General features: G+C 58.0%; 17 protein-coding genes and 1 pseudogene. 5 read left to right on the top strand and 13 right to left on the bottom strand.

All coding sequences use genetic code 11. The features are described 5' to 3' along the window. The first annotated feature begins 177 nt into the window (after nucleotides 1–177). Nucleotides 178–492: a hypothetical protein gene (locus ACLKMW_RS14340; RefSeq protein WP_415725133.1), complete on the top strand. Its 315-nt coding sequence runs from the start codon at nucleotides 178–180 to the stop codon at nucleotides 490–492. Nucleotides 493–526: 34 nt separating this feature from the next. On the opposite strand, the pseudogene ACLKMW_RS14335 reads toward ACLKMW_RS14340, so the two are convergent. The 13 genes and pseudogenes from ACLKMW_RS14335 to ACLKMW_RS14275 all read right to left on the bottom strand — a co-directional run bounded on the left by ACLKMW_RS14335 (nucleotide 527) and on the right by ACLKMW_RS14275 (nucleotide 13317). Further along, a pseudogene (locus ACLKMW_RS14335) lies at nucleotides 527–2595 on the bottom strand (type IV secretory system conjugative DNA transfer family protein). Next, the gene (gene virB11 / locus ACLKMW_RS14330) at nucleotides 2592–3623 is read right to left on the bottom strand and encodes a P-type DNA transfer ATPase VirB11 (RefSeq protein WP_415725132.1); all 1032 of its coding nucleotides are present in this window, start codon (nucleotides 3621–3623) and stop codon (nucleotides 2592–2594) included. Before virB11 ends, ACLKMW_RS14335 begins: the two are co-directional and overlap by 4 nt. Beyond that, entirely contained in the window at nucleotides 3604–4821 is a 1218-nt protein-coding gene (virB10, locus tag ACLKMW_RS14325; RefSeq protein ID WP_415725229.1) for a type IV secretion system protein VirB10, read from the bottom strand. The genes virB11 and virB10 overlap by 20 nt, the downstream gene beginning before the upstream one ends. Continuing rightward, entirely contained in the window at nucleotides 4821–5627 is an 807-nt protein-coding gene (gene virB9 / locus ACLKMW_RS14320) for a P-type conjugative transfer protein VirB9 (RefSeq protein ID WP_415725131.1), read from the bottom strand. The genes virB10 and virB9 overlap by 1 nt, the downstream gene beginning before the upstream one ends. Continuing rightward, complete coding sequence (locus ACLKMW_RS14315) at nucleotides 5624–6319, bottom strand: VirB8 family type IV secretion system protein (protein ID WP_415725130.1); 696 nt, start codon at nucleotides 6317–6319, stop codon at nucleotides 5624–5626. Before ACLKMW_RS14315 ends, virB9 begins: the two co-directional genes overlap by 4 nt. Nucleotides 6320–6360: 41 nt before the next feature. Beyond that, nucleotides 6361–7359: a TrbL/VirB6 family protein gene (locus ACLKMW_RS14310; RefSeq protein WP_415725129.1), complete on the bottom strand. Its 999-nt coding sequence runs from the start codon at nucleotides 7357–7359 to the stop codon at nucleotides 6361–6363. Beyond that, nucleotides 7352–7591: a hypothetical protein gene (locus ACLKMW_RS14305; RefSeq protein WP_415725128.1), complete on the bottom strand. Its 240-nt coding sequence runs from the start codon at nucleotides 7589–7591 to the stop codon at nucleotides 7352–7354. Before ACLKMW_RS14305 ends, ACLKMW_RS14310 begins: the two co-directional genes overlap by 8 nt. Continuing rightward, complete coding sequence (locus ACLKMW_RS14300) at nucleotides 7588–8286, bottom strand: type IV secretion system protein (RefSeq protein WP_415725228.1); 699 nt, start codon at nucleotides 8284–8286, stop codon at nucleotides 7588–7590. Before ACLKMW_RS14300 ends, ACLKMW_RS14305 begins: the two co-directional genes overlap by 4 nt. An 11-nt stretch (nucleotides 8287–8297) precedes the next feature. Beyond that, nucleotides 8298–9362, bottom strand: coding sequence for a transglycosylase SLT domain-containing protein (locus ACLKMW_RS14295; RefSeq protein ID WP_415725127.1), 1065 nt, complete (start codon nucleotides 9360–9362; stop codon nucleotides 8298–8300). Beyond that, nucleotides 9359–11773: a VirB4 family type IV secretion/conjugal transfer ATPase gene (locus ACLKMW_RS14290; protein WP_415725227.1), complete on the bottom strand. Its 2415-nt coding sequence runs from the start codon at nucleotides 11771–11773 to the stop codon at nucleotides 9359–9361. Before ACLKMW_RS14290 ends, ACLKMW_RS14295 begins: the two co-directional genes overlap by 4 nt. Nucleotides 11774–11775: 2 nt before the next feature. Further along, complete coding sequence (locus ACLKMW_RS14285) at nucleotides 11776–12075, bottom strand: VirB3 family type IV secretion system protein (RefSeq protein ID WP_415725126.1); 300 nt, start codon at nucleotides 12073–12075, stop codon at nucleotides 11776–11778. 4 nt (nucleotides 12076–12079) lie between these two features. Beyond that, entirely contained in the window at nucleotides 12080–12394 is a 315-nt protein-coding gene (locus tag ACLKMW_RS14280; protein ID WP_415725226.1) for a TrbC/VirB2 family type IV secretion system protein, read from the bottom strand. Between the two features lie 41 nt (nucleotides 12395–12435). Continuing rightward, nucleotides 12436–13317 carry a lytic transglycosylase domain-containing protein gene (locus ACLKMW_RS14275; protein WP_415725125.1) on the bottom strand — a complete coding sequence of 294 codons (882 nt, stop codon included), beginning with the start codon at nucleotides 13315–13317 and terminating at the stop codon, nucleotides 12436–12438. Nucleotides 13318–13528: 211 nt separating this feature from the next. Here ACLKMW_RS14275 and ACLKMW_RS14270 point away from each other — a divergent pair, with 211 nt between their 5' ends. The 4 genes from ACLKMW_RS14270 (at nucleotide 13529) to ACLKMW_RS14255 (ending at nucleotide 15777) form a co-directional block, all read left to right on the top strand. Further along, entirely contained in the window at nucleotides 13529–14098 is a 570-nt protein-coding gene (locus ACLKMW_RS14270; RefSeq protein WP_415725225.1) for a hypothetical protein, read from the top strand. A gap of 203 nt (nucleotides 14099–14301) precedes the next feature. After that, nucleotides 14302–15003, top strand: coding sequence for a thermonuclease family protein (locus ACLKMW_RS14265; protein WP_415725124.1), 702 nt, complete (start codon nucleotides 14302–14304; stop codon nucleotides 15001–15003). Nucleotides 15004–15022: 19 nt separating this feature from the next. Continuing rightward, nucleotides 15023–15508 carry a hypothetical protein gene (locus ACLKMW_RS14260; protein ID WP_415725123.1) on the top strand — a complete coding sequence of 162 codons (486 nt, stop codon included), beginning with the start codon at nucleotides 15023–15025 and terminating at the stop codon, nucleotides 15506–15508. Further along, a complete protein-coding gene (locus tag ACLKMW_RS14255; RefSeq protein WP_415725122.1) occupies nucleotides 15505–15777 on the top strand; it encodes a type II toxin -antitoxin system TacA 1-like antitoxin in 273 nt (90 codons plus the stop codon). Before ACLKMW_RS14260 ends, ACLKMW_RS14255 begins: the two co-directional genes overlap by 4 nt. The last annotated feature ends 523 nt before the right edge of the window (nucleotides 15778–16300 follow it).

Here is a 16300-nt window from a genome sequence, read left to right as displayed (position 1 = left end):
CGGGAAACTCGTTTTTAATAAATAAAAACAGATAGTTAGTACGTGGCTCACTCCGGCCATTATGATCTTGTTGAGCCATGCGCCCCTAAGTGCCAAATGACGCTCTTGTGCGCAGATGGGGAAGAACGTAATTATTAGTAAAAAACTGTATTTACTCATCTGCACCAGGAGGCGGCAGTGGCGGATTTAGAACGGCAAGAACGATTGCAGATCATGCTGACCTCCGACGAATTGCAGGCACTAGAAAATTGGCGCTTCGAGCAACGGATGCCAAGCCGCGCCGCTGCGGTTCGAGAGCTGCTTCGCCGTGGGTTGGCGGCGGAGGGCAAGCTGCCACTAGTGCCAGGGACAAAGTCGGGTGATTTCGGGGTTCTCGAGCCAAGCCCGGGCAATGGAGAAGACGCCGCTGGCTGGGCCCGTGGGAGCCACCAGACAAGTGGACACCCGCTTGGTCGGAACGCTGGAGACTTCGACCAGTTGCTGCCAAGATGAGCTCGGCGATCGGTATGGGTGTAAGGCATTCGGCCTAATCGAGATCATCAGGAATGGTCGCACTCAAGATCTCTGACCAGTTGGTCGAATGGTGTTGCGACAACATCATCGATTTCTGGCGAACCAACTGCTCTAGTCTCCGCTTGGCCGATACGAACTTCGCTTCAATTGCTGCTGCCGTTTGCGTCGTTTCGTAGGACAAAGCCGATTTTCGATCCAACCTGGCCAAAACCCCAACTGCAGGCTGCTTCAAGTTTTCACAGCAGCTTCGTCTCCCCTGTTTGGGAATTGAGTCCATCCTATGCTCAGGATTCGGGCGCTTTTCGCTACTTGCAATGCCGTTCGGCATATCGGAGCGGGACCGACGGCCCGAGGTGAATGCGGGCGTTCTCGCATGTTGGTTCGAGTTGGTACTTACGTACTCGGGCGTAACCGCCGAGATTGGACCGGGTTGCAGAAGTTCAAGCGCAGGGATGACCGGAACATTCCTCCGCGAAAAAGCTTCCGGTTCGGCAAACTGGGCCGCGGCAAAAATCGAAACTTGTCCGCGAGGATCGGCTCCTGCCCTTCTGGCAGGATGATCATCTTGTCAGCTGGCATTCGGCGAATTTCTTGCGGCATCATTAGATCCCGTTCCCGCAACTGCTCAACCGTTGTCCGGCGATGGAGGCCCATTAGCTCAATAGTTCGTGATTCCGTCGAATAGCGAACAGTGCGTTTGCCAAGGCCATGCGAGACGTTCTCGGCTGTAACTTGGTCATTGGCGCCGAAGACGAGCTGATACGCACAATTCCCCATAAGTGAGTGGCGTGACGTTTCGCCGTAAATCTCGTCGAGCGCCTTCAGATCCTGGATGATAAATGCCATCTTGATTTTGTAGCCGGCCACGTAAGGCAACTTGGTGGTTATTTCACTCATCTTCTGGAGCTGACGGAATTCATCGAGAAGGAAATACACAGGAACAGAGCGAGCAGAGTGTTCGAGCAAGAAAGTGTCAAGCGCCTGCTGCACAAAGAGCGTAAGCAAAGGCTTCAGCAGCGATATGTCGGTGATACTCGGCGCAAGATAGATCGAGATTGGCCGATGCCGCATGGCGCGCAAATCCATGTCGGTGATACTGGTCGCCGCTGCTATCCTTTCGTTTCGAAACGGTCGCAGAGCCTTTTGAACATCAAGAAGCGCCGAAGCTGCCGTACGTTCGGAGAGTGCAATGTAGGAATTGAAGCTTTCGAGCGTGAAACGAGACAGATACGGTTCCTTCTCCTTGATGGTGGCCATTAGAGTCTGAAGATCTATCCCGCTGTTGAAGAATGAGGTCACTTGGGCGAGATTCCTTCGCCCTTTATAAAGGATGCTTTCTTTGACGTAGCTGATCGCACCGGCCATTACCTGCTGGGCAGTCGCCTGCCAGATAGCGTTTTCTGATCCCATATTCTCCGGGATCAGGAGGCCGGCGATGTTCTGGATGTCGGTGGTGCGATCACCGCGATCAGGCCTGATGAAGTCGAGCGGGTTGTAGCGATGTGTCCGAGCCGAACCCGGCGCAAAGAGGAAGACCTGGTTGCCCCTAGACCTGCGATAACCAGCGGTGCTGCGAAAAATCTCCCCCTTGAGATCCGTGACGATCATGGATCCTTCATGGGTCAAGGCGTTCGGTATGACATAGCCGACGCCTTTTCCCGAGCGAGTTGGTCCAATAATAAGATGATGCCGATCATCATTGACGCGCAGGATCCGATGCTTGAAGCGCCCCAGAATATGCCCTTTTCTCCGGAACCATTTCCCGCGCCGCAGCGACACGGCGTTCTGAAAGCGCGCATCTCCGAGCGGGTTCGATTGCGAGCGAAGGCCTGCACAGGCGATGATGCTGGCGCCGACGACAGCCGGTATTGCCGCGATCGACGCAACTGCCCACAGTGCTGAACTGTCGGAATAGGTAATCAGTTGTTGAAACGGCGCGAAGGGATTTGTGGCAATGGTCGCACGCAAAATACGATCGTCTCTATATAATACCTGCAACACAAGTCCGTAAGCTAATATCCAGACTACACAGCCGATCGCGAAGGTGAAAATCAGGTAGCAGACGCGCAGCGGTCCTGTCATGGTTTCCTCCTTCGGTGGCGTGCGAAGAAGATTTCGGAAACGCTGCGGCGACCACCATCCCGCCTTAGCTGGATGACGATCGGGATCACGCTCTGAATGTATGAAATAAGGTCCGCTTTTGGGTAGGCCGATGACAGACCTGACTGCATCACCATCATTGCTAGCTGCTCATAAGCGCCCAGCGGTGTGTCGGCATGTATCGTCGACATGGAGCCCGGATGACCCGTATTGATGGCACGCAGGAAAGCAAAGGCTTCAGACCCCCTTACCTCTCCGACAAGGAGACGATCCGGCCGCATCCGCAGCGAGGCCTCAAGCAGGGATTCAAAGCTTAGGTTTGCAGTGCCCTGTTCACTGCGCGAGGCGACCAGATGTACGACGTTTCGCTGTGACGGGTACAACTCCCTGGTATCCTCCAGGGTGATGATTCGTTCTCGTGGGCCAACAACTTTCAGGCATGCGTTGAGAAACGTTGTCTTTCCGGTCGATGTTCCGCCGCTGATCAGGATCGACACCCGGCTTTCGATAGCTGAGCGGATAAAGCCGTATATATTTTGCGTGCGAAGATGATGGATCAACAGGCGATCTGTTTCGCTCACACTGCCAAGCGCCACGCAAACGCCCTCCAAAGCGCCATGGTCCCGGTAGTCTTCCAGTGAGAAGTTGCTGATCACCTGCTTGCGGATCGAAATCGCACCGCCTTGGGGGGCGGCTGGAGGAAGAACGATCTGGATGCGCTCACCGCAGGGAAGGGTCGCGCTCAATAGCGGGGTGGCCGCACTGACGAACTGGTCGCTTGCGGCCGCGACACGTTCGCCGACGTTGACAATTTCTGTGCTTGTGAGCTCAGGCAGCTCATAAAACTCCATATGCTCGACGCCCAGGCGTTCGACATAAACTTTACCGGGGCAGTTGACCGAGATTTCCACCACTTTGGGATCTTCAAGAAATGGCTTCAGTGGCGACAACGCGCGATTCAGAAAGTAATATCGATCGCCGCAAGCGAGATCAGTCGAGACCGTGTTCACGACGGATTTCCCCAAGTGCTTCGGTTACCGGATCAGTGTACAGACCGGAGAAGTCGAGGTCCTGACGAACGAAGACGAACAAACGCTCGCCCTGGCTCACACTGATGGTCGGCCGGATCTTGAGGCTTTCGCCAAGCGCCTGATTAGCCATGTCCGAGAAGGTCTGTGAGATCGTGGCGCGCGCAATCTCCCCCTGACGCTCGTCGTCATTGCCCGGTGTTGCCGCCCTGCTGCCGTCGCCAGCCAGATAGCTCGTACCGCCACCGACGATCGAAAGCAGGATCGCTGCCCCAAATCGCTCCCGGAACTTCTTGTCGACGCTGCCGGTCAAGCCTGCACGTCCAAGACTGTCCGAGCCTATGGAGTCCAGCCTGACCGTAACGCCATCGTCCCTCAGCAACCGCGTCCAGACCACGAAGATTCGGGTCTGCCCTTGGACGATCTCCGACTGGTATTCGCCGATGAGCCGCGTGCCGCTCGGGATCAGAATGCGGCGGCCGTCGAATGAATACACGTCTTGCGAAACGATGGCACGAACCTGTCCTGGCAGATCACTGTTGATTGCGGTTTCGAGAATACCCGGAATGAGCGTCCCTTCCGGAACGAGCGCGTCGATGCGCGCGAGTTGTACTGCCTGCGCAAAACGATCGCCATTGTTCGCAGCGGCGGCGAGAAACTTGCTTGCACGATCGTCTCCGACTTCAGACTGACCGGCCGGTTCCTCGCCTGGAAAGCCCTGCTTACTGTCTTCTGTCGCCTTGTCGTCGAACACGATCATGGCTGAGCGGTAGCGTCCCGGAAACGCCGCCTCGGGCGGCTCGGTCACCTCGGGAGACGGCGGTGCGGCTGATGGGGCCGGAGGTGGTGGAACGTCAAACTCCGTAGTGTCGAAGTTCTCCCTTTCCTGGTCAGGTGGCGGTGGCGGCAACTCAATCACTTCAGGAGAGGCCGGTGCGGGATCTGGCCCGCCCTGCCCTGCAAATACCGGTGGGCGGAAGACGGTCGTCGCGAACTCCTCCTCGCCATCCAGCATATCATGCACCGGTTGTTGAGGACCTGTGATCACGAGATATGCAGCAATGACGCCGAATAGGACGAGCACTCCGCCACCCAGCACTTGATTGCGGCGCGCTGAGCGATCGGCAACGTGAGGAAGATCATTGTGCTCCAGCACTTCGAGCTCCCGAGCGCGCTGCATCAATTGCCGCTCCAGTGCCGCTTTGTTGCTCCCGGATCCACGACAGGCGCGAGGGTATCGGCATGAGGCTCACCAGGGGTTGGCCGCCGCAGGTTGAAAATACAGACCCATTGGCCGCCGTCACGCAGCGTGAACTGGGGTGCGCTGCCGTCGACCACGATGAAGTCCCCTTCCCTGCGGAAGTTGACAAGCGTCTCAGAGAAGCCCGCATGCACGGCAAAAATAGAAGGTACGCGCGTGCCGAACTTGAAGAAGGTCTTTTTGCCGTCGTCGAAAACCATCAGAGGTTTCAGCCGCGCATCGCCCGAAAATGAGTAATCGATATTAACGTTGGCCTTATCCATCCCGGATATGTTCGGCCAGGCAGCACGGTGTTCAGCTTGCCTGCGCATGACCGCATTAAGGTTCTTTTCCGGATAAATGAAACGAATACCGAAGACCTGGCGCTCGTCCTCTGGCGCAAAATCGCGCAGTTCAAGATAATAGATGCGTTTTGTCGTTACGACGTTCATGTTGGTCGTGACATTCCTGGCCATCGGCTTGATGAAGAGGATGTTGCCTTTGTCCGCCGGCACGACCTGCCAGCTTTCGGTATCGCCTAACGAGATCGTTTCGAATTTCTCGTCTTCGTCAAAGACGACCATGGTCGAGATGCCGTAAGTGGCGGAAACCTGCACGACATTGTTTTCCTGGTAGGTGACGCTTGTGATGCGCTGATCGAGAGCGCTGGCCTGCGGGGTTTGGGCTGCCGGTGCCGGAAACGCGGCCGCAATCATTGCAAGCGCCGCCAAAAACGAGATCTTCATTCCGCCTGCTCCGGCGCGACAGTCTCCTGGTCACGGCGATAGGAGTAGACCTGAAAACCAAGGGGATTTTCGAAGCGCCACTCGTTGCGCATCGGCGTATCCGTATAGCGGAACCGGACGACCGAGATCCAATGCCGCACGACCGAATCCGTTTCGCTCTTCTCAACGCTCGAGAAGCGAACGATGGCTGTGCTCGTGTTCGGGAAAGTCACGGACTTCACCTCGACGAGTACCCGTTTCAGGCGGCCGAAGAGCTTGGCGGGGTTCTTCGGATTAACCGAACTGAACAGAGCCTGCAGGTCACGCGCTGCCTCGCCCGTCGACAAGAGAGCGGCAATTCCGAAATACTCTTGAATTGCGTTGGGGTCGTAGCCTTCGCGATTGCGAATATAACGCACCACATTGGCCTGGGTGACGGCCTCCTGCTCCGTCACCTTCGAGGGACGGGTCAAGCCGGACTGGATCTCGATATACCCGGTGGTCCGGTCGACTGTAACCACGTAGGGCTCGAAGCTCTTCAGTGGCAGCAACAGGACGACCGCCAGTAATTCAAGCGCAGCAAGTCCAGCGAAGATGAGTGCTACTGACCATGCCACGTAGGCTGACCGTTTGGCACGTTTGACGATCTCCAGTTCCCAGATATCTCCCTGCTGGAAATAAGAATGCAGTGACTGCTCAGGGCTCTTTGGCATGCATTGCCTGCTTGTTTTGTCGCTGGTTTCGTTGGTGATCTTCAGGGGCGCCGTGGAGTTCCATTAAGACGGATCGAGTGCTGTATCGCGACGCCGGCAGATGAACGCAGCCGAGACTGGACACGCTGGACGGCTGCCTGAGATTTCGAGGCCGATTGCCCAATAGTTGCGCGGCTCCAATGAAGACCTGTCGCTGCGAAGTGTCGCGAGCGTGCCCCCAGTGGCACGGCCAGCCCACCGGCTATTCCTTGTGCGAGCGACTGGACTTGAAGCAGGACAAAACTGCCGGCGATACAAAGCATGATGAAGGCTGCGAGATCGCTCAGCTTCAGTTCACGGCTACCGGAAATCTGATCGATTTTGGTCAGTTCCGGCTCCATCGCAGCGATGAGAAATGCAGCGATCACATAGACGAACAGCGGGATGAGCGCGTAAAGCAGTGACTGGTTGAACCAGCCCATCGCGTAAGTTCGCGTCACGTTGAAGAACATGCACGAAATGAAGATCGGCGCCGTTCCCAGCAGAACCCAAAGGATCACTTTCGCTAGCACTAGGATTCCGAGCGCGACCGCCACGAACAAGCCGGCAAAAAGCATAATGACCATGCCGATTAGCGCGGGCAGTACTGACAGATAACCTGCCTGCTCGGAAAAGGCGGCCGCAGCGACGTTCGCCGTCTTCCAGATCTGCGACAGCCCGCTTGTCGGCTCCATAACACCGGTTCCCGACGCGGCCAGGATTGCCCGGCCGGCGGCCTCGGGAACCCTGGTCAGCCACTCATAGACAAGCGCATCGAAGTTCCCCCACGAAGTAACGAGGACCATGATCGCGAAAACGCGCGCCAGCCGACCGATGATCTCCGCTACGCTGATGCGGGACGAACCCATAATCAGATGGAGGCCATAGAAAAGAACGGCAAGGATGAAGAGAAGGCGCAACAACGGCTCGATGTCTTGACTGAGCGTCTCAAAGGCTCGCTGCGAAAAATGCTCACCCGAAGCATCAATCCGCTCGAGCAACTCACCTATGAAGTCATTCATCGGCCCAGCCCAACCGCGCTTGTGATTGAAGGGCATTGATCGCCGCCAACACGGCAGCCGGGTCGGCATTCATCGGCAAAGCCGGACCGCATTCACGCAAGCTCATGGGAGCGAAGCTCAACAAATTGGCGGGTCGTTTGCAGGGCGCCGTCTTTTCCTTCGGCGTTCCGCAGCCGCTGATCGGCAAGGCCAGGGCAAGGATAGCGGCGTATGAGCAGCGCAGGTGGATCATTCGTATTGCAGTGCCTTGCGCGTGTTCGAGATGTCCGTGAGCCGGCGCTGGTTTTCCGCGTGGAGTGACCGCACTCCGGCATTGAGCACGCCGATCATTTCATTAAGCGTCAGGCCCGTTTGAACTTGCAATTGCGTGTTCTGGTCGATCGAGCCCTTTATGTCCTTTGCCTTTCCGATTTGCTGGCCTGCACTTTCCAAAGCAGAGTGTCGTCTTTCGACAGCCTGCCGGGATCCCGTTATCAAAGCGGATACGCCGAGCACCGTCTTCATCAGTTCTTCGTAGGATCTGTCGCTCGCCAGCGAGCTGTCCTGTTTGCCCGAGAGCGATTTGACGAGTTGCAGCCCGTTGATGAACAATGCGGCTTTCCCAGCGAGTTGCGGATCCATCATCCCGAAATCGGGAATACCGCTCTTCAGTAGGCTGTCGAAGGACGGCACGGAAGAGACGCTAAAGCCCTTGCCGATCGCCAGATCCTGGAGCGAACCGGCCTCGCTGCCGCGGGCGCCTGTCACGGCTTCCAGCGTTTTTTCGACGGTTTGCAGAATGTCCTTGTTGGTATCGAGGATTTTCGCCGTGGTGTCCGCTGTCTTGCGAGCAACGGTATAGTTGGTCTTATCGATGACCGGGATGTCCGCAGCAGCGGGCAAGGTCATTACTGCGGTTGCCGCCAATATCGCTAACGCTCGCTTCATGATCGTCTCCATCAATCCGGTATGAGCTGTAGTCCAGCTCCAAGATCGAGCTTCCGGGTGCAAGCCTTGGCTTCTTCGTCCTCGGCGAGCCCCTGCCAGCTGTCGCACAACCTCGCGACGGCGCGCTTGTCGTCGAGGCCGGGCCCATCGTAGCGGTTTGAGCGGTGCGCGCCCGACATGTCACTCACGGTTATCGCGTTGCGAATGTTGGCGAGATCGGCAAAAGCGGAGCCGAGCTGCAACAGCCGATTGAGCATTTCAATATTAGCATTGCGCGCGCCGCTGTTATGGTCCCAACTGTCCTGGATTGTACCGGTCGGCGGCGCACCGAGTTGTGCGAACCATGATGCGACGTCACCAGAGCCTGCGCTTGTCGCTGATGTCAGTCCCATTGCGTTTAAGGTGCTGTCGCGGGCGGCTTCGAACGCCGTTCCGTCACCATAGGCGACCGGCATGCCCGAATTGTCCGACCCGCCTAAGGCCGGAAGCCATTGGTTGGCGATGTTGGCGACATAGGTTTGCGTCTCTCGGAAAGGCGGGATGCCGCCATACTTCTGCACATTGCCGCGACCCGAATTGTAGGCTGCTAGCGCCAGCGGAACATTCCCGCCAAAGCGGCACAACTGCTGCCGATAGAAGCGGGCGCCACCGCGCAGGTTTTGTTCGATATCGTAGGGATTGACACCCAGGTCGCTCGCGGTGCCAGGCATCAACTGCGACAGCCCGATCGCGCCTGCGCTGGATCCCGCACATGGGTTGAAGCGGCTCTCCTGGTAAACCAGAGCCAGGAATTGGTTCTCGTCGACGTGCTCTTCCTGCGCAATACGCCTTACGAGACCAACAATCGTGGGATTGGCCCGAGCGGCCGAAACCGGATCGTTTTTTTGTCCTGGACGAAAAAACGAACAGGTAATGCTCTGGGCTTTTGCGTAGTGGTCGCGATCCACCCTGCCGATCTCTGCGGTTCTGAGCTCACGCGCTTCGCTTGCAACAAGCACAGTCCGGTCGATTGTTGGGATATCGGCGAAAGCCGGCCATGAGAGCAAGGCAAGCAGAATGGGAAGGCGCCTTATCATGCCGCTGGCCCCCATCCGCAGAATTCCGCCAGCCACGCCGCGGGATCGTCGCCAAGCCTGGCACGCAATGCCGCACAGTCTTCGACCGTCTCCTTGCGGCCTGACAGGACCTTCACGATGTCAGGCATTGCCGACAGATCGAGCCGGGCAATGACGGAATCGTTGCCATGCTGGATCAGAAAGGTGCGCTGTTCGGGAGGCGTATTCCTGATGTAGGCAAACTCCTTGGCCGTCAGACCGAAACGGTGCCTATAGCTTTCCTCGTCTGCCCGCGGATTGGGGAAGTGAAGATTGGTCGCCGACTGCTCGATCAACGTGTGCGATTGCGGCGCGCGGACAATGTCGGCTGCTGACTGCGTTCCGAACCCCACGACCCCGTTGAGCTTCCGGATCGTCTTCATCTTGTCGACGATGAACGCCGAAAACGTCGGGTCCTGCAGAAGTTTCCAGCCCTCGTCCATGAAGATCAAGACCGGATCGCCCGTGAACAACTCTTCCAAGCGATGATAAAGGTACATCAGCGCCGGCGTGCGCACATCCTCGCTGTCCAGGACGTGCGTCATGTCGAAGCCGAAGATGCGCTGCCCCGAAAATGACAAGACATCGCGGGCGGCATTGAAGAGCCAGGCCTTCTCGCCTTCGAACCAGGGCCTGAGACGCGACTGCAGGTCGTTTGCGTCGGGACGTGCCCGTCCCATCAGCAAGTTTGAAAAATTGGCCAGTGTGCGTTGGTCGGCTGGCTCCTGGCAGATCCGACCAATCGCGCGTTCGAGCGTGTCCTCCTCATGTCTGTCGAAGCCGCCGCCGTCTGCCGGCTGTAACATGGCCTTCAACAATCGCAGCAGGAAAACGCGATTGGAGGCATTGTTTTCTAGCTGGAGCGGATTGAAGCCCGTTGGTCGCCCGGGTTGCAGAACCTCATAGGACCCGCTAACAGCCCGGATGAAAATCTCGGCGCCACGGTCTTTGTCGAAAAACACGGCCTTCGGCTCGGGCCTGACCCGGAATGCCTGGGCAAGCAGAAAGGTGAGCGCCACCGTCTTGCCCGAGCCGGTGGGGCCGGTCACGAGAAAATGACCGATGTCGCGCTGATGGAAATTGAAATGGTAAGGCGTCTGAGACGTCGTTTCGAGGATCGAGATCGGCAAATCCCAGTGAACACCATTCGCCTTGCCGGTCGCGAAATTGTGCATCGAAGAAAAGCCGGAAAAGTTGGCGCTCGACAGCATCGCCGAGCGTGCGATGTAGGCGTGGTTGCCCGGCAACTGCGCCCAGAACGAAGCTTCCAGGTTGAGGTCTTCGCGCAGCCAGGTGATGTTCATATCGGTGAGGCAGGAGCCAAGCTCTGCAACGGCTTTGTCGAGGCCGGCCAGGTTGCCCGAAAGGCACAGCAGACTGAAATGATGATAGCCGAACACGGCCTCCTGATTGAGAAGGCTGTTCAGCGCGAAATTGATATCCGTTTCGACGGAGCTGCCGGATTCATCGGAGGCCTGTATCTGACGCTGGAGGCGCGAGATGCGTTCCTGTGCAACCGGCTTGTCGGCTAGCGTGAATGACTGTGTGAGGATGAACTCGTGGTTCATCTGCAATAGCCCGTCAAGCAACCCCGGACCAGAGAAAGGCGGGTATTCTTTGATCGACACCATTGCCCCGAAGCGGTTGTCCGCTTCACTCGGACCCTGGACCTGCATGAGCCGCTTCGCAAAGTGCAGCCGGGAGGTGCCGACATAGTTGCGGATTCCCATCCGTGGCAGACGCATCGGATGCGAGACGCCGCAGGTCAACAATGTGTTGAAGAACTGGCATGGCTCGGAATAAGGCTCGCCATTGACGCGCACTATGCCAAGGGGTCTGGCGCCGTAGCGCTGAAGATCGCGCACGACGTTGCCAACCCTCTCTTCGAGCTCGTTGATCCGCTCTTGGAGGCGCTGTGCTTGCCCGGCGCGGCCCGATGATTTGTCGAACAGACGCGAAGCGGCTTCGGCCATGCCCAGAGCACCACGCATGCCGGTGCGCACGATCGTCAGATAAAGCTCGTTGGTGAACATACGCTTCGTTTGCAGGCCGGCCATGTAACGCTTGTCGAGAAGATCGCAGAACGGATTGCGGAATGTGCCTCCGATCGAAGGCCTCACTTGCTTGCGCACAACCGTCGACCACAGCGAATACCGGCTCGAGCCAAGCGCGCGGATCATCGTGTTCTGGACGCTCGCGCGCATATTGAGCTCAGCCTGGTCCTCAGTCTGGAAAAACAGCCCGTCAAGCTTGATCACAGACAGGATCGCTCCGCTTTCCAGGCCAATCACCGTATTGGCGACATGGCGCAGGTAGGGGATATGTGTTGCCATCGATCGCTCGCGGCGACGGGCCCAGCCAAAGCCGAGCTCACTGGAAATGACGTTCAGCATGATCATGGACAGTACGAGTTGGTGTGCCAGAAAAGTCGGTTCGGCGTGCGCGGCGTGCGGCGCCCTGCAACTTGCGCAAGATCGAGAATGCGGATGTCGCGGCTGCAAAAGGCAAAAAGGACCAGATAGGAGACCGGTGCGATTGCCACGGACCAGAAGCTGACCGTCACCAGAAAGGCCATGAGCGCGATCCCGACAATGATATAGAAGGCAACCAGCGGAATTCCCCACATCATCGGCGGCCTTGTCAGGCCGATCACCAATGGCGTGAGAAGAGGTTCGTCATCTTCAATTTCATGCATCGCTCTAGTTCCCAACCGCCGAGATCATCTGGTCGACGATTGCAGGCGCTCCGAAGACAAGGCCGATACCGAGCACGACGGCACCGGCGGTGAACCACGACAGCCGACCCGCAAATGCTAGGAAACCAAGTCCAATGACGGCAATGATGGCCAGCAGCCTGCCAAAGGGGCCGGTGATGAAATCGACGATCATCTGCACGGCAGTTTCGAGCGGAGCGAAGGGGCCGGTACTCTGCGCGAACGCAAGATCAGCCCCAACAAGATGGATGGCGGCGCAAAGGGCTGAGATTGTCGCGAGCCTTCTCATCATCGGAGGCATTCTTAACGGGTGCTGTAGCGAGTTCTCCATGAGATCTGTCCTTAGAAATGCATGACACCGGCTACCCATTCCCGACGCTTATCGGGTACGATCACGCCGCCTTCGGGTACGCGCAGAGCCCGGTAAAATGATGGGGAAGCTTTGACGTTCACGGGGGGCAGTGCTCGAAGACCAAGCCGGTGATTGAGGATCTTGGCGACGTAATTAACCGTTTCCGGAAATGGAGGAATGCCGCCGTATCGGTAGATGCTCGCCTCACCCGCATTGTAGGCGGCAACGGCAAGGATCGGGTTCCTGAACTCCTCAAGAAGCGAGCGGAGATGGCGGACGCCGGCGTCGATATTGGCGATGGGCTCGCACGGATCGGCCACTCCCAGATGCGCAGAGGTGACAGGCATTAACTGCATCGGCCCTCGAGCGCCTGCAGGTGAATTCCGGTTCCTGTCGAGGTCACTTTCGACGGTAGCAACCGCAACTGCGAGAGCCTCATCAACGCCATGTCGTCGAGCGGACTGCACCACAAAGGCACGGACGTCTTCGGGCGCGAAAGGAGATGGACCGCAGTCGTCGCTCTTTGCCGCCGGCTTGGGGTCGGTTGCGAGCTCAACATCAATTTGCTTGATTATATCTTTTGGGGTCGTCTGCTCCAAATTGGCAATTCCTGCTCGACGGCGCCCATCAATTTGGCGCGACTTGGTTTCATTGAAAGGCGAGACCGCGAATGATTGCGCCGGAACGACTGCGCCGGATGCCGTCACCGCATATTCGTTCTGACGGTGGACGCCACCGTTCATACTGGGCGTTGGATTCGCTTGCGATTCGACTGGCGTTCGCAGAAATCTCAGCGAAATCGACATCTGTTCGTCCGCATTGGACGTTGCCGCCCAGGATGACTGAAACCCAATTGCCATAAAAACTGCCACTGCTGCCCTCCTGCAGCAGTCTGGTGCCCCTATCGTCGCGAACGGTTCTTTGGCCATTTCCCGTGAGACTCGTTGAAGCAATTTGCTTGAAAAACTGGTTGAATCTCAGCTGGCTGTCAAGCTAGAATTTAAGCGCTCAGACAGAATAATTAAGCAAAAAGGTAACAAGATGAGGATTGGACGCGCAGGTACGACGCTTTTTGCGACGGTTATGATGGTTGCGGCGGCGCATCCGGCAGAGCCGATCGATGAGGCCTATGTTCGTTCGCTCGCTGCGCCAGGCAAGTCGGTGCTCGTCATCGAGTACTATGATGGACAGGGTGAAGTTGTCGACCGCAAAGGCTACGCTTCGGCCTCGGGCTACAAAGTGTCGTCCGCGACCGAGTTTCGTGTCGACGCAGACACTTCTCTGCGCCTGTTCGGCATAGAGCCTTGCCAGGGCGACTTGGTCAACCGGCGTGAAGACTATGCCGGGACCTGTGTGGACTTTGCCAGTCGGGAGCTGTCGGTACTGCTGAAATCACCGAAGGTCGTGTTCTGCAGGGCCTTTCTCAGTGAGCAGAACAGACCAGTCCAGGACGTGACCTGCTATGCCTATTATCACTTTCCCGGCAGTCTCGATTCCATCGACATGCTCGAAGAGCAACTCGTCTCAATCGGTGCGCACCGCATTACCAAAAAGACCGATGGTTCGTCCGCACGCCCGGACTTGGTCGAGGCGGAAAAGATCGGCCGACAGGGCTCCGGTATGTGGGCCGATCCGAGGGTGCAGCGCCAGTGAGAGCTCGTGCAATTCCGCTGCCGCTTGCAGGCAGAACGGTTGTTCCCGTGCGGGCGGGCTCCGACCCCACTCTCAGGGCGCTTCGAAGTCAAGCCGGGTGACGCGCTCAAGTCCCGAGAGAGCAAATGCCGCGTCAGGCAGTTCACGACTTCAGCATTCTTCTATCTAGCTCGGCAGGCAGCGCAAATGAAAGGATCAGCACGATGAAGGCGTCTCTGGCCGCACTTGTCCTGTCGCTGCAGTTCAGCGCTGCTGGCGCAATACCTGTAGTGGCTGCCGACGCTCTGACCGATACCGACCCGGCAATCCAATCTTCATTCCGATCACTCGGCTCCGGCATTGCCAGTTCCATTGCAGGCCGCGCCACGGCTCTCGACGGCCGCACACTCTTGCTTTCAAATCCCGCACTTAGGGTGCGGCTGGCAGGGATCGACACCTGCGAATTGCCCCAATGGGCCTTCGATCCGCAAGCGCATGGTCAAACTCCGATACTGAAGCCTGTGGCCTGCGGCGCATTAGCAAAGGCGTGGCTGCAGCGCAGCATCGGGGCCAAGCTGGTTGAGTGCAAGGTTTCGTCCTTGGTCGAACCTGGAACGCTTGCAGGCACCTGTACCGCCGGCGGTCGTGATCTTGCGATCGAGATGCTGCGGGTCGGATGGGCGCGTGTAGTAGGCCCGTCCCCTTTCCGTCGCCAGTATCTCGTCTGGCAGCGCGGTGCGATGAACGCTCGCTACGGAATGTGGGCACATTATGTGCTCGACATGGAGGAATGGCGCCGCGCGGCTGTCGATAGGACATTGTCGCGCCGCCCGCTCGCCGATTTCAACCTGCTTGCTGAACGCGAGAGCGAAATTTCACCGCCATTCGAAGACGCTCGCAAGCGGCCCCAGACCACGGATCGATAACAGCCTAAGGAGATATCGAATGCGTCGTGCCATGCTGGCCGCCAGCGTCTCTGTCCTGGCATGCGGCTGGGGCGCGTTTCCGGCCAATGTTCAGGCCAGCAAATGGGGATGCGAAGTCCTGTTGTGTGCAGCCTCGTCCAACCCGTCATGGCGCAGTGTCCCGGCCTGCCACGCGCCAATGTCCCGGTTGATCTCGGCCATGAATGATTGGGGGTTCAAATGGCCAACATGTCCTGAAGCCGGAACAGGCAGGCCTGGCTACGAACGGTACGTTGCCTGCCCGGCGGGGTGGTCGATCGGATACAGCACCTACCGTCATGGCGATCGCAGGGCACCCAATCTCTGCATCCAGATCCGCGACCAATGTGGTGTTCGCAAACGGGAGCGCGACGGCTGTCGGAAGACCATTTCCAAGGCACGGCCGCTCCGTAATGAGCCCTACTACTTTGACATTCCGGCTCAGGATGGCCAGGTTACGCGCCACTGGTTCAGCCTCAGCCGGTGAACGGATCAGTCACCCGCCTGCTGACGACAGCTTTTGGCGCAACCACCACCTCAAAGCGTGATCGCTGGGATGCCTTTGTGCAGGAAGCGGCGCGGCGCGCTATTGAGGAGCATCAACGTCTAAACCTGAACGTGCGCGACAGCCGGGCGTTTATCGAGGTGTTGATCAGCCTGCCGCCAGTTAATGACCGCGCCTGCGCGATGCGGTTGCGCGCTACCGTCGGGTCATCGGCATCTGAGACGTGGCAATATATCCGGGAGAAACCCTGAGAGTGAACTTCTCGGTCAGTAGCACGACGGGCGAGATTTGGCAGCGGGGTCGAGGCGCTGGACCGCCATTATAGGCCAGGCCGGCCGGGATGCTCGCAAGAACATGGCGGCGGCTTTCGTGCTGGTCTCGCCGGATGCCGCCGTCGTGGATTTCTACACCTTGTCCTCAATGGCAGTAGATGTCGGAGACTAGCCGTTTGAGATCGCGCGCAAGCTGCCGCGCTATCCGTTCATTCCGGTGATATGTCTTGGCCGGCTGGCTGTTGTCCGACGCCGCCAAGGTCGCGGGTCTGGCCGCCACCGTCTGGCAGACAGCTTGTTGAGGGCGGTCGTGAGTGAGGTCGCGTCGTTCGCGGTCAGTGTTCACACCAAGGCCGATAATGCCCGCCGCTTTTACGAGCGTGAGGGCTTCCCCTTCCTAGGCCGTAGAAGCTGCCGATCATCGACATTGCCGAGCTCTTCAAATCGCCCAGAGAGCGGTGGCAGGGGCGCCGCGTCGTTTCGACGGCAAGCGCCCCCTGCG

The organism is Borborobacter xinjiangensis, assembly GCF_047739745.1.
Lineage (GTDB): Bacteria > Pseudomonadota > Alphaproteobacteria > Rhizobiales > Rhizobiaceae > Pseudaminobacter.
This window is presented reverse-complemented; position numbering and strand designations above follow the sequence as displayed.